This is a genomic window from Polaribacter glomeratus (assembly GCF_002954665.1).
Lineage (GTDB): Bacteria > Bacteroidota > Bacteroidia > Flavobacteriales > Flavobacteriaceae > Polaribacter > Polaribacter glomeratus.
In genome coordinates, this window is record NZ_MSCM01000002.1 from 693772 (window position 1) to 708901 (window position 15130).

Annotated in this window: 16 protein-coding genes; 8 read left to right on the plus strand and 8 right to left on the minus strand. The window is 28.1% G+C overall.

Features of this window, described 5'->3' with window-relative positions:
* The first annotated feature begins 4 nt into the window (after positions 1 to 4).
* A complete protein-coding gene (locus tag BTO16_RS13030) occupies positions 5 to 1432 on the plus strand; it encodes a T9SS type A sorting domain-containing protein (RefSeq protein WP_105022109.1) in 1428 nt (475 codons plus the stop codon).
* Positions 1433 to 1563: 131 nt separating this feature from the next.
* Positions 1564 to 1737, plus strand: a complete 174-nt coding sequence (locus BTO16_RS17665) for a hypothetical protein (RefSeq protein ID WP_170064474.1) — start codon at positions 1564 to 1566, stop codon at positions 1735 to 1737.
* 170 nt (positions 1738 to 1907) lie between these two features.
* Here BTO16_RS17665 and BTO16_RS13035 read toward each other — a convergent pair whose 3' ends face one another.
* The gene (locus BTO16_RS13035) at positions 1908 to 2963 is read right to left on the minus strand and encodes a T9SS type A sorting domain-containing protein (RefSeq protein WP_105022110.1); all 1056 of its coding nucleotides are present in this window, start codon (positions 2961 to 2963) and stop codon (positions 1908 to 1910) included.
* A gap of 753 nt (positions 2964 to 3716) precedes the next feature.
* Between BTO16_RS13035 and rpiB the strand changes: the two genes are divergently transcribed.
* Both rpiB and BTO16_RS13045 read left to right on the plus strand, forming a co-directional pair.
* On the plus strand, positions 3717 to 4145 hold the full coding sequence (rpiB, locus tag BTO16_RS13040) for a ribose 5-phosphate isomerase B (RefSeq protein ID WP_105022111.1): 429 nt from the start codon (positions 3717 to 3719) through the stop codon (positions 4143 to 4145).
* Positions 4146 to 4188: 43 nt separating this feature from the next.
* Positions 4189 to 4629, plus strand: a complete 441-nt coding sequence (locus BTO16_RS13045) for a GNAT family N-acetyltransferase (RefSeq protein WP_105022909.1) — start codon at positions 4189 to 4191, stop codon at positions 4627 to 4629.
* A gap of 2 nt (positions 4630 to 4631) precedes the next feature.
* On the opposite strand, the gene BTO16_RS13050 is transcribed toward BTO16_RS13045, so the two are convergent.
* The 3 genes from BTO16_RS13050 to BTO16_RS13060 are packed head-to-tail and all read right to left on the minus strand — an operon-like array spanning position 4632 to position 8634.
* Positions 4632 to 7190, minus strand: a complete 2559-nt coding sequence (locus tag BTO16_RS13050; RefSeq protein WP_105022112.1) for a TonB-dependent receptor — start codon at positions 7188 to 7190, stop codon at positions 4632 to 4634.
* Positions 7153 to 8067: a FecR family protein gene (locus BTO16_RS13055; RefSeq protein WP_105022113.1), complete on the minus strand. Its 915-nt coding sequence runs from the start codon at positions 8065 to 8067 to the stop codon at positions 7153 to 7155. The genes BTO16_RS13050 and BTO16_RS13055 overlap by 38 nt, the downstream gene beginning before the upstream one ends.
* A 57-nt stretch (positions 8068 to 8124) precedes the next feature.
* Entirely contained in the window at positions 8125 to 8634 is a 510-nt protein-coding gene (locus BTO16_RS13060) for an RNA polymerase sigma factor (protein WP_105022114.1), read from the minus strand.
* A 176-nt stretch (positions 8635 to 8810) separates the two neighbouring features.
* Between BTO16_RS13060 and BTO16_RS13065 the strand changes: the two genes are divergently transcribed.
* From BTO16_RS13065 to BTO16_RS13075, 3 genes are all read left to right on the plus strand, one after another.
* Positions 8811 to 9863 (plus strand): hypothetical protein, encoded by a 1053-nt coding sequence (locus BTO16_RS13065; protein WP_105022115.1) that lies wholly within the window; start codon positions 8811 to 8813, stop codon positions 9861 to 9863.
* A 91-nt stretch (positions 9864 to 9954) separates the two neighbouring features.
* The gene (locus tag BTO16_RS13070; protein WP_105022116.1) at positions 9955 to 10737 is read left to right on the plus strand and encodes a membrane metalloprotease; all 783 of its coding nucleotides are present in this window, start codon (positions 9955 to 9957) and stop codon (positions 10735 to 10737) included.
* A gap of 21 nt (positions 10738 to 10758) precedes the next feature.
* Entirely contained in the window at positions 10759 to 11346 is a 588-nt protein-coding gene (locus BTO16_RS13075; RefSeq protein ID WP_105022117.1) for a porin family protein, read from the plus strand.
* Positions 11347 to 11523: 177 nt separating this feature from the next.
* Here BTO16_RS13075 and BTO16_RS13080 read toward each other — a convergent pair whose 3' ends face one another.
* Genes BTO16_RS13080 through BTO16_RS17745 form a run of 4 tightly spaced genes read right to left on the minus strand, consistent with a single transcriptional unit; the run spans position 11524 to position 13864 of the window.
* Positions 11524 to 12090: a pseudouridine synthase gene (locus BTO16_RS13080; RefSeq protein WP_262503078.1), complete on the minus strand. Its 567-nt coding sequence runs from the start codon at positions 12088 to 12090 to the stop codon at positions 11524 to 11526.
* A gap of 4 nt (positions 12091 to 12094) precedes the next feature.
* A complete protein-coding gene (locus BTO16_RS13085; protein WP_105022118.1) occupies positions 12095 to 12883 on the minus strand; it encodes an aldose 1-epimerase in 789 nt (262 codons plus the stop codon).
* 17 nt (positions 12884 to 12900) lie between these two features.
* Positions 12901 to 13263, minus strand: a complete 363-nt coding sequence (locus BTO16_RS13090; RefSeq protein WP_211298237.1) for a hypothetical protein — start codon at positions 13261 to 13263, stop codon at positions 12901 to 12903.
* The gene (locus BTO16_RS17745; RefSeq protein ID WP_211298238.1) at positions 13256 to 13864 is read right to left on the minus strand and encodes a hypothetical protein; all 609 of its coding nucleotides are present in this window, start codon (positions 13862 to 13864) and stop codon (positions 13256 to 13258) included. Before BTO16_RS17745 ends, BTO16_RS13090 begins: the two co-directional genes overlap by 8 nt.
* Positions 13865 to 13964: 100 nt before the next feature.
* Between BTO16_RS17745 and recA the strand changes: the two genes are divergently transcribed.
* Positions 13965 to 14984, plus strand: a complete 1020-nt coding sequence (gene recA, locus BTO16_RS13100; RefSeq protein ID WP_105022119.1) for a recombinase RecA — start codon at positions 13965 to 13967, stop codon at positions 14982 to 14984.
* Positions 14985 to 15130 lie beyond the last annotated feature (146 nt).

Below are 15130 nucleotides of genomic sequence, written 5' to 3' on the forward strand. Positions count from 1 at the left end.
TATTATGAAACAACAATTACTATTAGCAATTACTTTAATTACATTTTTAACAAGCAACGCACAAGTTGTTAAAGTTAAAGAAATTAACGATTCAGGATCATTAAGTTCATCACCAGAAAATTTATTTGTATTTAATAACAAAATTTATTTTCAAGCAGATGATTCAAATGGTTCTAACACTCCTGGAGCTGCAGATCTTGGAGATGAATTATGGGTTACAGACGGTACAGAAACTGGTACCACATTTGTAAAAGATTTAAGATCAGGATCTGACAATTCTTCACCAAATTTCTTTTTTGAATTTAATGGTACAATGTATTTTAGTGCAAATACAGGTTCTGGAAATGTTTTATTTTCCTCTGATGGAACTGAAGCAGGAACCAATGCAACTGGTGGTAGTTTTGTATTTAATCCGATAGAATTAAATGGATTAATTTACTATATAAATACTTTAGATGCCAACGGTTTATATCAATTTGATGGCACAACTCAATCAAAAGTAGCAAATACTGGTACCGAAGATGTAGAGTTTATAGGAGCTCAATTTACGTCTTTAAATGGTAAAATAATTGGTTATGGAAGAACCACTACAGATGATCCAACAATTGGTATTGAATTGTATGAATACGATTTTACAACTAATGCATACACATTAATTAAAGATGTTACTGGAAATGCTGATAATGCTGGAATCAGCAATTTTGTAACCATAGGTTCTGAAGTTTATTTTGAAGCCTTAGGAAATGTCTGGAAAACAGATGGAACAACAGCAGGAACTATAGCTGTTGCAAATGCAAGTGCAGTAGGCAGTACAGCTGAATATTTTGTATGGAATGGTAGTTTATATTTTGAAGGTGATACAGGTGAATCAAACGATCAACTTTGGAGATATGACCCAACTGCAGATACAGTAACAAATATTAGTAATATTACAGGCAGTACAGCAACTGGTGGTAATAATCATGATCCTTCAAACTATGCTGTTTTGGGTGATTATATATATTACAGAGGTGAACCTTCGGATAATACAAACGGTTATGTATTTAGAACAAACGGGACTACTTCAGTGCAATTAGATACTACAATTAAGGATATTGACGATATTGTTGTATTAAATGGTAAATTATACTTCGAAGGTGATGATGGTATAACAGGAAATGAATTATACATGTTAGATCCTGCTACATTATCTATAAATAAGGTTTCTAAGAATACTTTAATGGTGTATCCTAACCCAACATCAAATTATATTAATATCGCTTCTGAATATCTTAATAGTGACTTTAAAATATATTCTTTATTAGGCCAAGTAGTTAAAAAAGGAAAAATATCTTCTTCTAAAATTACAATTTCAAATTTAAGTAAAGGAAGCTATATTTTAAATATTAATAAAGACGGAAAAATAGCAACTAAAAAAATAATTATAGAGTAAATTACTTTTTAAAACTTCATTTAAAAAACCACTTAACATAGTTAAGTGGTTTTTTTGTTAAAAAAATCTTAAAATTTTTGTAACAATTTCTAAAAAAAAACGTCTTTATAGAAATAAGTTATATTTTTAACATGAAAAATCTACGAAAAATTGTCGCTTTATTCGCCTTTATATTTCTTGCAGGAATCTTTATTACTGTACTTAGTATAAATACTTCTTTAAATACAGATGATAATTCTAATCAAACCGTAGAAATTCAAAAAGACACTTTGTATTTTTTAAAAGCAGAAAAGAAAACGGTTTAACCTAAGTTAAACTACAAAGCATTTAAAAATATTGTTAATATCAAATTTTTTATAAGTGATACTCTATTTTAATTTCTTTAAGCAAACTATCCATTTTTAGAGTACAGTTGGTCTTATGTTTATTTAAAATTTAATTTAGTTGATTATAAACTACTATAATAACAAATCTTCTAATACAGTATAAACTTTTTGCTAAATTGAACGTTTTTATGTTGTAAATGTAAAATATATACGCCTACTGAAAATCTATTTAAATCTAAAATAGTTTTCTTTTTTATTAAATTTTCTTCTTCTAATACTTCTGATCCGTTTATGTTATAAATTTTAAAACTCACGTTTACTGGTGTTATTATTTTAACCTTTTGTTGTTTTAATACTATTAAACGAATGCTTTTTAATATATCTTTAGAAGCTATACTTGCAGTTGAACAACTTTCGCTGTAAGACCCAGAAGCATCTTTTATCCAACTAGAATTTGTTGAACTATAATTTACATCATCAACTTGAATACAATTTAAATTAAAATTATTTGTTGCATTAAAATTATCCAAAATTGTGTTATTATCATTTTTTAAATTTAGACTTGTTAATTTATTATTAAAACAATAAAAATTTTGAATAAAATTATTGTCAGTAATATTTATACTTACTAACTTATTGCTAGAACAATCTAAATATTGCAACGATGTATTTAAACTAATATCTAAATTAGTTAAACTATTATCGTTGCATAATAAATCTTGCAAAAAAGTATTATTACTAAGATCTAAATTTTTTAAATTATTATAACCAGAAGATATATATTTTAAAAAAGTATTATTACTAAGATCAATACTAGTTAATTGATTCCCAAAGAAAAATAAATCTTTTAAATAAACATTATTAGTAACATCTAAACTTTCTAATTTATTAGTAGAACAAGATAAATATTCTAAATAAATATTTGTATTTACATTTATACTTTGTAATTGATTATCATCACAATTTAAACGCATTAAATCAACAAAACCTTCTATACCTGTTAAATCTGTTATTTGAGAATTAGAAACATTTAAATTAGTTATATTTTCTATATTACTGTTTAGAACCTTACCATCAATAGTAGTATCAATACCAAGATTAATTAATTTTTCTTCAAAATTTATATCAGGAATATTGGTGTGTTGACCATAAGTAAAAGATATTATAAATATAAAAAAGTAAAAAAGTAAGCTATGATATCTCATATGTATATAAAATTTGTTTTAGTTATTTATAATTAGTAGAAAATTAATTATTTTAAAGGTAAGTATTTTAAAATGCCTCTTTGTAAAATCTAGTATATTTAAGACTTTAAAATAAAATGAACAGTGCTTAACCAATTTTTAAAAATTACCTTTTCAACAGTTATAAACATTCTATATTATAAGTATATTTCTTTTATTAAAATTTTAAAAAACAATGGTGTTTATAATAGTGTGTGAATAGCTACTATAAAATTTTACTATTTTCCTTTTAGAAACGAGTTATTAAAAACCATCTACATGTTATGAGTTATTTAAAGAGTTTAAAATCAACTAAAAAATGGAGTTATTAACAAAACTTATAAACAGTAATTAACCATCTTTTTTTAATAATTAACATGCCTTTTAATGTAAATAAAATGTAAATTTTATGTTGATAAACTTTTATCAAAAACTCATAAAAAAAGTTGTGTATGTTAAACTACTCACTGTATTATAATAATTTTTTAATTCACCAAATTTACTTGTAAAACTTTACCGATACTTCTTAACAATTTAGTAATATAGCTAAAGAGTTAAAAATTAAAAGGTTATTAAAAATGATGAATTTTTGATTGTTTATAACTGTTGATAACCGTTAGTTTCTGTACTTTTGTTGATATAACTAAGTCATTGCGAATGAAATGAAGCAATCTGTTAATTAACAAAAAAATTACTTCGTTTTTCTTGCTCGTAAAGACAATTTAAAATTAAATTATGACAATTGCAATTGGTAACGATCACGCAGGTACAGAATACAAATTCGAAATTATAAAACATTTAGAGAATAAAGGGTATACAGTTTTAAATTTTGGAACAGATACAAATGATTCTATGGATTATCCTGATGCTATTCATCCAACGGCAGAAGCTGTAGAAATTGGTAAAGCAGAATTAGGTATTATTATTTGTGGTTCTGGTAATGGCGCACAAATGACCGCAAACAAACATCAAGGTATACGAGCTGCATTGTGTTGGAATAATGAATTGGTTGCCTTAACAAGACAGCATAACAATGCAAATATATTAGCAATTCCTGCACGTTTTGTTTCTTTACAACAAGCTATTGGTTTTGTAGATATTTTTCTTACTACCAAATTTGAAGGTGGTCGCCATCAAAATAGAGTTACTAAAATTTCTTGTTAATCTTTCTGTTATTTCTTCAAAAGCAGAAACCTATTTCTTAAATATGGATTTTAAAATAAAATTATTTAACGAATTTACAATTCACGAGTTGTATCAAATTATACAATTACGCTCAGAAGTTTTTGTGGTTGAACAAGATTGTGTGTATCAAGATTTAGATTTTAAAGATCAAAAAGCAGTACATGTTTTTGGTGTAAAAAATGACAAAATAGTTGCTTATACTCGTATTTTTAAACCAGGTGATTATTTTGAAAACGCAAGTATTGGCAGAGTTGTTGTGCAAGAAAATGAAAGAAAATTTGGTTTTGGTCATGATCTTATGAAAGCTTCTATTGAAGCTGTAAAAACTCATTTTAAAGTTGATAAAATAACGATTTCTGCCCAAGTATATTTAAAAAAATTCTACGAATCTCATGGTTTTGAACAAGTTGGAGAAGGGTATTTAGAAGACGGAATTCCGCATATTAGAATGAATAAATTTTAATACTAAAAATTTACTCTAAAACTTAAATTTGGGGTAAAAGGCAAAGAAAAATTATCTACTCTTCTTACATTATTGGTACTAGAATTATCTACAACATAGTAAGAATCTATGGTATTTTGTTTATCAGTAAGGTTGGTAAAACCAATACGAATGGTAGACTTTACAGCTTCCGAAAAATTAAAATCATAACTTCCAGACAAATCGATTCTAAAGAAATTAGCTAACCTTTCTTGGTTTGGGTTGTTATAATTTACAATGGTTCTATTTCCATTTTGGATGGTTTCATTACCTTCAATAGGTTTTGTATAAGGTTTTCCAGATCTTAAAACACCACCAAAAGAAACTTTTAAATTTTTAGCTATATCATAATTAAACGCAGCACTTAATGAATGCGAAATATCTAAACTATTAGAAAAGGTTTGTGGATTAAAAATATCGAACGTATAATCGTTTTTAGAGTACGTATAACTTACCCAAGTACTTAAATTATCAGTTTGTTTATTTACTAAAAACTCTACACCTTTTACATCATAATTACCAATAGAATTAAAGGTTTGCGTGTTGTTGTAAAACCCTTGATTTGCAGCGGTAATTCCGTCTACTTTTTTATAAAAACCAGTAATATCTATATAAAATTTATTTTTAGAATATTCTAAACCAAAAGAAGCTTGTTTACTCTTTATAATTGGTGTTTTTTCGTCATCAGAAAGAATCCATCTTCGTTTTTCGATGCCCAAAAAATTATCTTCAAAATCTATTTTTTGGGCGGTAGTTTGGTTTTTAAACTCTCCTTCTAGTTTTAAAGAGAATTCTGAATTTAATTTCTGTTGGATGTTAATTCTAGGTTCAATTACTAGTTTTTGAAACTTATGAAAGTAGTTAGAACGCAAACCAAAACGTGCAAACGTATTCTTTTTTTGATATTCAATTTCAGAATAAAAAGCACTTTTTAGCAACACATTTTTTAGTGTTTTAGAAAAAGTTGGTGCATTTACAGTGGTGGTATTTGTGATTCCAATTTCGTTAAAAACAAGTCCGTTTGTAAAATGTAAAACATCAGAAAACTCATAAGTAGAATTCAGTTTTATCTCTGTTTCTAATACATTATTTAACTGCGTTTGAAATTGATCTGTGTCTCTATTATAATCGGATGAATTTATTTTATAATCAGAAAAAAAAGCAGATAAATTGGTAGAAAATTTAGAATTCCAATTGGCGTTCCAAGTAATATTTGCACCTAAATTTTCTTGCTTTAAAGCACTATCTTCTTCAATTATTGTATTGTTAAAGCTGTATTTTTCTTTATAATCTAGACTGTTTTTAATATAGATAAAATTAGTTCTAATAGCATGTTTATAGTTTAAATCGTACAAAACTTTAAAAGAATAATCATAAAAGTAAAAATCTGATTCAGCGTTATTTATAGTACTAGAAGAGATAGAATTGTCTTGAAAACTTCGTGAAAAATAATTATTATAAGTTCGTGTATTTATGAGGTCTGTAAAAGACCTTCTTGCAGAAATATGTACTTCTAGATTCTCTTTTATCGGAACTTGTAAAAAAGCATCTGCACTCAATAAATTAAAACCTCCTCCGCCAGAAAATGTATTTGTAATTCTATTTGAAGTTTCCATATTTATGGTTGATGAAACTCCGTCAGAAAAAGCGCTACTCGTACCGTTTTTAGTAACTGCAACTTTCTTTGTTAAAAATGGATTGTAAGCAGAAATTAATCCAAAAAAATGACCAGCATGGTACATTTTAATTCCGTCCCAAAGTATTAAATTTTGGTCATTTGTACCGCCTCGCACATTAATCGTAGAAATACTTTCGTTTACACTTTCTACACCAGGTAAAATTTTAATAGTTTGTAATATATCTGGTTCTATTAAACCAGGAAGAATTCCGAATTTTTCTGTGTTTAAAACCACACTTCCATCTGCACTTTTTTGCAAACCAGAAGTTAAAAATTTTGGCATTGTAATTTCTGATAATTGCTCGGTTTCTTCTTCTAAAAATAATTCTTTGCAACTTGAATTAGAAAACAACTCTTTGGCAGCAATTACTATGGTTTTAAAACTGATAAAAGAAATACTTAACATTGCATTTACAGGAACATTTTTTAAATAAAAGACGCCTTCATTGTTGGTTGTTGTTCCTAAATTATACCCATTTACTTTTACGGATGCTAATACAAATGGTGTTAATAATTCTGATTCTAAAATTGTTCCGCAGATAGAAATGGACTTGTTTAAAAAAGAAACTGTAACGTATCTGTTGTCTAAAGTTTTAAATTGTAAAAACGTTTTTTCGTTTAAAAAAGTTAAGAGTTCTTCTATTGAAATTCCTTTTTTGGGTTGCTCAATAAAAATGTTTTTTACATCTGTATCAGAATATGAAAACTTAATATCATAGGTTTTTTCAAGTGCTGATATTAAAGAAGAAAGCGCCACTTTATCAGAAGAATTCTGAGTAAAAGTAACACTTACTGTTAATAAAAATGTGATTATAAAAAAATATGTTTTATGAACCATAATTAAAAATGGTAATTTTTTTACCATCAATTTTATATGATAATTGCAACGGAATTGTAATAGATTGCAGTGCTATATTTATATCGGTATGTGTAAAACCACCAGAATATAAAATATCTAAATCAACATCTTTTGTTTCAATTGTATACTCAAACTGATTTTCGATTTCCGCTAAAACAAAACGCAAAGCAATACTTTTAAAATTAGATTCTTTTTGCAACCAAGATTTCTCGTTTACATCAAAAGTATTTGTGGTATCTACAATACCATTTACTACTTTAAAAACAGTTCCTCTAGGTAACTTTATCTTCTTACCGTTATAGGCAACACTTACCAAACCTTCAAAGGTTTTAACCTCGAAATAGTTTGCTCTTTCTTTTACATTAAATTGCGTTCCAAGCACAGTTACTTGTCCAATTTCTGTATTTACAGTAAACTTTTTCCCTTTTTGAACCTTAAAATAAGCTTCACCTTCTAACGTTAGGTTTCTGCTCTGTTTCCAATCCTTTTTAGAATAGGTAATTTCTGAATTTGCGTTTAAAACTACTTCAGAATTGTCTGGTAAATTAAAAGTTTTCGTTTGTGCAAACTCGGTTTTAAAACTAGAGGTGTTGTTAAATAATAGAAAATACGAGGTAGTACATATAACAACAATTGCTGCTGCATATTTATACAATTGTTTAAAATTAAATTGAACAACTTTTCCTTTTTTAGAAGTGCCTTGTGTTTTGGTTTTTAAAGCTGCAAGCGCTTCTTTAACATCAACTTTTGGTGTTTTTATTTGCGCCGAATAATGGGCAATTTTTTCTAAAGTTTTAAAATCGTCCGTTTCTTTTAAGCGCACAAGATCTTCATCCGAAGTTTCTCTGTTTAGCCATTTTAGTATGTCGTTTTTATCTTCCATCTTTTATGCTTCTATATAAGTAACAACTAAAAAGTAGTTTACCCTACCTTATATCAATTAAATACCATCAATTTTAGTTCTTAACTTTTTTAATGCGGATGACATTCTTTTTTCTACTGCTTTTTGAGAGATTTCTAACATTTCTGCAATTTCCCTGTATTTTTTTCCGTCTATTCTATTCATCAGAAAAACTTCTCGTTCTCCTTCTGTTAAATCTGCAATCGCATTTTTTAGTTTGTCTTTAAACTCTTCTTCTTCTAATAAATAATCTGGACTTTGATTATCTATATCTAAATACGGACTACTTTTTGCATATTCAAAAACCACTTTTTTGTGCTTAATGATATTTAAAAAAAGATTATTAACTACTGTAAATAAATAAGATTTTGCTTTTGAAAACTCTATTTTTGCGCAATTCTCCCAGATTTTTATAAATGCTTCTTGGGCTAAATCTAAAGAAGTGCTTTTATCGCCAGACTTGTAGTATGCAAAATTACTAGCAGCCTGTATATGAGCAGTATAAAATTCGTTAAAATACATTTCATCACAAAGAGATTTATCAGTCATAAAAAGATTTTAGAAAATAAAAATAAAAGATTTTGATGCGAAGGTAGGGTAAATAAATGTTTAGTTGTTTTACTTATAGAAGGGTGAAAAATTAACCAATCAAAAAAGTAGGGTAAAATAACATAAAGTTGTTTTACGAATATAAATAACAAACAATATATCTAAAATTTAATAGTATGAAAACAATAAAAATAATATCAGCAATTGCTTTGACAGCAATACTAGGATTCACTTCTTGTCAATCTGAAGAAAACTCACAAGTTGGCACAAATCCAAACGCAAATTCATCTACATCTCCAACGGCATCAAATTATCAAAGAGCAACAATGAATGATGGTTCTGATGATGATTTTTTAGATGGTAATGCATGTACAGAATTATTATTTCCACTAACGGCAAATGTAAACGGACAACAAATTACATTATTAAGTAAATTAGATTTTACAGCTGTTTTAAACATTATGGGTCAATTTAATAATGATAGCGATGCGGTAACATTTAGTTTTCCTATTAGAGTTAGAACAAGCGCATATACCGATGTAACTATTAATTCGCAATCAGCATTTAATACGTTAAAACAAGAATGTGAAACTGCAGAATCTCAAGGAAAAGATGCTATTTCTTGTGTAGACATTCAATTTCCTGTTACTATGTTAACGTATAGTGTTAGTTTAGAACAAACAGGAAGTGTAGTTATACAATCAGAAAAACAACTGTATACGTTTATGAAAAATTTACAAGACGATGAATTGTTTGCTGTAAATTATCCAATAAGCGTAACTTTAAGTAACGGAACAACTGTACAAATTAAAAGTGATGCAGAGTTTCAAAATGCAATTTCAGAATGTGTTCAATTTGAAGACGAAAAAGACGCTGCTGAAGATACAGCAGAAGAAGTAGAAGCTATTTTAAGCGGAACAAAATTTAAGGTAGAAACTTTTGTGGTTGCAGGTGCAAATACAGCAAACGACTATGCAAATTGGTCTATCGAATTTAAAAATGACTTAAAAGTAGTAGCTAAAAACGTTGTAAACTCCGCTTTAGGAGAAGTTAACGGAACTTACACAGTAAGTTCAGAAACAGAAGCTTTTGTAAACATCAATTTTGCAAGCAATACAACAGTAAGTGCATTAAGCAATAATTGGGTAATAAGTACGTATAGCAATACGCTAATTACGTTAAAAAGTAAAACCGATGCTTCTGTAACTTTGGCTTTAAAGAAGATATAAAGTTAATGTAAATAGGTTTTTGGTTAGTTGATCATAATTTTACGACTAGTAGTGCAAACATATTAGTCATAAAATTTTAAATAAAAGTAAAATGAAATACAGTATTTTAAAAGTAGTTTTAATTTGTAGCATCCTTTTTTCTTGTTCATCAGAAAATGATGTTCTGTTGGATAACGGAAATAACGGAAACACAAATGTTTCAACAAACAGACAAGCAACAGGTTCTTCTGCAAACGATTTACTATCTGCAGATAGCTTTAAAAAGATGATTGTTGAGGTTGCTTATATTGATGGTTTTAAACCATCAGAAACTGCAAAAAATAACTTTAAAAATTTTATAAATAATAGAACTTTTAAACCAGAAGGAGTTGAGTTTATTGAAAAAAAAATCCCTTCAACAGGAAAATCAGTATATACTTTGGATGAAGTAGTCGCAATAGAAAAAGAATTTAGAACGCAATACAATACAAATACAACAATTGCAGTTTGGGTGTTGTTTATAAATGGAAAATCGTCTAAAGATTCAGATCAAGGTTCAATTCTAGGTTCTGCATATTGGAACACGTCTTTTGTAATTTATGAAGAAACAATTCATGGTTTAAGTAACAGTCCTTTTGAGCCAGAAAGAAGTTTGTTAGAATCATCGGTAATTCATCACGAATTCGGTCATATTTTAGGATTAACAAATTTAGGAACAAATTTACAAAGCGATCATGAAGACGCAGCACATCCAAAACACTGTATTGAAGAAGATTGTTTAATGTACTGGGCTGCAGAAAATAGTCAAGGAATTACCAATATGATTTCTGGAGGTCAAATACCAACACTAGATGCACAATGTCTAGCAGATTTAAAAGCAAACGGAGGTAAATAATAATAATAAAATAACAAAAAAATGAAAAGAGTATATTTAACAGTCGCATTATTGATTACAAGTATAATATCAGTAAATGCACAACAAGCAACGAACAAATCAACAGCGGGTATTAAAGGTGGTTATAATCTATCTTCCGTTAGTTTTGACGGATCTTCTGAAACCGAAAAATTAAACGGATTTCATATAGGAGTTTATGGCGAATCTTTTATTAGCGAAAATATTTCTATTCAACCAGAAATTTTATACTCTCAACAAGGATATAAAATTATAGACGGCAATGCTACTTATACACAAAAGCTCGATTATATAAATGTTCCGTTAATGTTAAAACTGTATCCTGTAAAAAGTTTTTTTTTAGAAGCTGGACCACAGATTGGCTTTTCAATTGCACACAAAGAAACCTTTGATTCTGGTTTTGTCTTGTATGATACAACAAAAGAATATGAACCAAGTAATTTTGATTGGGGAGTTAATGTCGGTGCTGGTTTTAAAAGTGATGCAGGTATTAGTTTAGGTGCAAGATATCATTTAGGACAAAGCGATATTTATGACGAAGACAAACCAAAAAATAGAGTTTGGCAAGTCTATTTAGGATTTGATTTTTAGATATAAAAAGGGGAAAAAATAACTATTTTTCCCCCTTTTTTGTCATCTTGTAAATTAAATAGCCAAAACCCGCAAAAAAGTGTAAAACTATTACAGCAGCTACTATATATAAAGTGGTGTTAGAATTATTCATGCAACAAAATTAGAAAGATGATTTCTATCTTTTTGTGATATTTGTCACATAAAAGCATCAATTTCTTTTACACCGTTAATTTCTAAATTTTTTAATTCTATTTCTCCAATTCTAACGCGAATTAAACGCAACGTTGGGTACCCAACTGCAGCCGTCATTTTACGAACTTGTCTAAATTTTCCTTCTCTAATAATAATAGAAACCCAACTTGTTGGTCCATGTCTTTCATCTCTAATTTTCTGACTTCTTAATGGAAATTTAGGGTCGTCAATTAAAAAAGCTTTTCCTGGTTTTGTCATGTATTTTTTACCGTCAAAACCTATCTCTACTCCCGTTTTTAATTGCTCTACAGCTTCTTGCGTAATAAGTCCGTCAACTTGAACATAGTATTCTTTTTCGTATGTACTACTTCTAACTTCTTCGGATACTTTTCCGTCTGTAGTTAATAAAAGTAGGCCTTCGGATGCAACATCTAAACGACCAATTGCCATGGTTCCTGCAGGAAAATCATGTAAATCTCCTAATAACTTTTTCTTCCGCTTTGCGGGATTTACAAATTGAGAAATCATTCCCCAAGGTTTGTGAATAATAAAATGTCGGTGTTTTTTTATCAAATTATAACACTTTAAGTTGGACAGAAAAAACGTTTTTTCCTTTTGATAAAGTCATGTTTTCTTCAGAAAATTTTTGGTCTGTGTACGACGTATATTGTGATATTGGTTCTATACATAACATATTATCAACTTCTGTCCACAGCATAAAATTATCAAAACCTGTGGTGCTAATTTCTAAATGATTTTTGTCGCTGTTTTGTAGTATAATTTTATCAGAATTTAAAACAGGAAAAGCATTATGACCTGCTTTATAAATTTCAGCCAAGGTAATTTTTGTGTTATTAGACTCTAATGTTTCGTTGCCATTATTTGATAATAAAAATGCAGGATGATAGCCCAACATAAAAGGCATTCCTTCTTTAGAATTGATAATAAATTCTATTTTTAAAACATCATTTTCGAGTGTAAAATTCTTTTCAAAAGTAAAATCAAACGGCCAAAATAAATTTTCTTCAGTAGATTTTGCTGGAAATTTACTGTTTTTTACTCGTGTACTTTTTTTATATTTTTTGATGAAATTCGCGCTTTTTTCATCCGAAGAAATCAGAGAATACTCCAATTCGCGCAACAAACCATGCTGATCTTGAATGGCATCGCCATTTTTGGTATGGATTCTAAAATTATTTTTAGAAGTTGGCCCAATTACAGGAAACATTTCAATATCAGAATTTCGCCAACCTTTACTACCTTTTTGATGAATATATTCTTGGTTCTCTTTTTGAAAACTAATTAACTCGCCTTTATCAATGGTAACTTTACTGTTTGTGTTCTTTAAAATTAATAATTTCACTTTTTTTGATATATAGATTATAATAATTTATCAGGATTTTTTCCTAACTTTTTTGACTCAGAATTAACTCTTCTTTCCAATTTTTTTATGTCTTCTTCTGCAGGTAAATTTTCTGGTTTAATACCTCTTTCAAGTAATATTTTTCTTACAGAACGATTATTAGTAATATGTTCTGCAGAAATACTTCGTTCGTTTTTTAAATCTTTTTCTTTAGTGTTAAAAACAGTTATTTCTGTTGCAAAATCTTTCGCTTTAATGGTTATCGTTGGTAAATAATCCGCTAAAGCTCTATTATTAGAGATTCCTAATTTAGCTTTCATTTGTTGTGTAGATTTACCAAATAATGCTTGGTCGCCTTTTGTAATTATTGAGTTATACATTTTTTTCTAAAAATAAAATTATGTCGATTATATCCATTTCTAAATTAACTCTAAAAGTTAAAAAACCATTAATTTTGCTTATCAGGTTTTTATCTTTATCAATTAACTTTTGTCTTGGACTTATTTTATGATGAGGCTCATCAAATTCTAATAGTATTTTGTTGTTAATCATACAATCGTAATAATATTTATCAAGATTGAATTGATGTTCAAATAAGATTTTTTTTTCATGACAATACTTTTGTACTAATTGTAAAACAACAGTTTCATTCCTTATTGAAAAAAAATTGTTTAATTTAAAGCTACTCGATATCTCTTTTATAATTATTAGAGCATTTTCATCAATTTTATAGTCAATAATTTTTCTTTCTGCATTTGAACCTAGTTTAACTTTTTTACTACATTTTATAATTTTTCCATTAATATGTTTGTGTATTATAATATTTTTAGCTCTTTTTATAACATTTTGAAAGTTTCTCCATTCAGAATATCCCAAAAGTTGCTGCAAATCTCTTGCAAACCAAAATTCTATTCCGTTTTCAGTAGTTTGAGAATGATCTTCAAAATTTTCTGCTAAAGTTTGTATAATTTCTTTTTTCATCTTTTCAATTTTTTATAAAAATACAAAAAAAATAGTGCAAAAAAAGAAAGACTTTTCGTAACTTGTCCTCCCTATTTAAAAATAAAATTCAGCAAGATTCATGGCAAAAGACAAAGTAGTAGACAAAGATAAAGAGGCAAAATTAAAAGCATTACAACTTACTTTAGATAAGTTAGATAAAACATACGGAAAAGGCGCTGTAATGAAGCTTGGAGACGTAGCTGTTGATGATATAGAATCAATATCTTCTGGTTCTTTAGGATTAGATTTAGCTTTAGGTGTTGGTGGATATCCAAGAGGTAGAGTTATTGAAATTTATGGCCCTGAATCTTCAGGTAAAACAACACTTACGTTACACGCAATTGCAGAAGCTCAAAAAGCAGGAGGAATTGCAGCTTTTATTGATGCAGAGCACGCTTTCGACCGTTTTTACGCAGAAAATTTAGGTGTAGATGTAGAAAATTTAATTATTTCTCAACCAGATCACGGTGAGCAAGCTTTAGAAATTGCAGAAAATTTAATTCGTTCTGGCGCAATTGATATTGTTGTAATAGATTCTGTAGCAGCATTAACACCAAAAGCAGAGATTGAAGGTGAAATGGGAGATTCTAAAATGGGTCTTCATGCGCGTTTAATGTCTCAAGCATTGCGTAAATTAACAGGTACAATTTCTAAAACAAAATGTACAGTTATTTTTATCAACCAGTTAAGAGAAAAAATTGGTGTAATGTTTGGAAATCCTGAAACTACAACAGGTGGAAATGCATTAAAATTCTACGCTTCTGTTCGTTTAGATATTAGAAGAAGAACACAAATTAAAGACGGCGATAAAGTTATTGGAAACAGTACCAAAGTTAAAGTTGTAAAAAATAAAGTAGCACCACCTTTTCAAGTTGCAGAATTTGATATTATGTATGGAGAAGGAATATCAAAAGTTGGAGAAATTTTAGATATTGGTGTAGAACTAGGTATTGTAAAGAAAAGTGGCTCTTGGTTTAGTTATGGTGAAACTAAATTAGGTCAAGGTAGAGATGCTGTAAAAGGATTGATAAAAGACAACCCTGAATTAGCAGATGAGCTAGAAAAGAAAATAAAACTTGCTATTGAAAACCAGGAATAGTTATTAAAAGTTCTAACTATTATTATTAAAACTGCTGAAGAAATAATCAATCTACAGCAGTTTTTTTTAGTTACAATTTTAATAATTAAAATTGATAAAATAAAAAGTAGTATTCATTATTTTTGATGCAATAAATTTATAAATAA

Bases quoted from the DNA above. Each gene is read 5' to 3' on its own strand.
- BTO16_RS13030 (WP_105022109.1), top strand. From the start codon at position 5: ATGAAACAACAATTACTATTAGCAATTACTTTAATTACATTTTTAACA.
- BTO16_RS17665 (WP_170064474.1), top strand. From the start codon at position 1,564: ATGAAAAATCTACGAAAAATTGTCGCTTTATTCGCCTTTATATTTCTT.
- BTO16_RS13035 (WP_105022110.1), bottom strand. From the start codon at position 2,963: ATGAGATATCATAGCTTACTTTTTTACTTTTTTATATTTATAATATCT.
- rpiB (WP_105022111.1), top strand. From the start codon at position 3,717: ATGACAATTGCAATTGGTAACGATCACGCAGGTACAGAATACAAATTC.
- BTO16_RS13045 (WP_105022909.1), top strand. From the start codon at position 4,189: ATGGATTTTAAAATAAAATTATTTAACGAATTTACAATTCACGAGTTG.
- BTO16_RS13050 (WP_105022112.1), bottom strand. From the start codon at position 7,190: ATGGTAAAAAAATTACCATTTTTAATTATGGTTCATAAAACATATTTT.
- BTO16_RS13055 (WP_105022113.1), bottom strand. From the start codon at position 8,067: ATGGAAGATAAAAACGACATACTAAAATGGCTAAACAGAGAAACTTCG.
- BTO16_RS13060 (WP_105022114.1), bottom strand. From the start codon at position 8,634: ATGACTGATAAATCTCTTTGTGATGAAATGTATTTTAACGAATTTTAT.
- BTO16_RS13065 (WP_105022115.1), top strand. From the start codon at position 8,811: ATGAAAACAATAAAAATAATATCAGCAATTGCTTTGACAGCAATACTA.
- BTO16_RS13070 (WP_105022116.1), top strand. From the start codon at position 9,955: ATGAAATACAGTATTTTAAAAGTAGTTTTAATTTGTAGCATCCTTTTT.
- BTO16_RS13075 (WP_105022117.1), top strand. From the start codon at position 10,759: ATGAAAAGAGTATATTTAACAGTCGCATTATTGATTACAAGTATAATA.
- BTO16_RS13090 (WP_211298237.1), bottom strand. From the start codon at position 13,263: ATGTATAACTCAATAATTACAAAAGGCGACCAAGCATTATTTGGTAAA.
- BTO16_RS17745 (WP_211298238.1), bottom strand. From the start codon at position 13,864: ATGAAAAAAGAAATTATACAAACTTTAGCAGAAAATTTTGAAGATCAT.
- recA (WP_105022119.1), top strand. From the start codon at position 13,965: ATGGCAAAAGACAAAGTAGTAGACAAAGATAAAGAGGCAAAATTAAAA.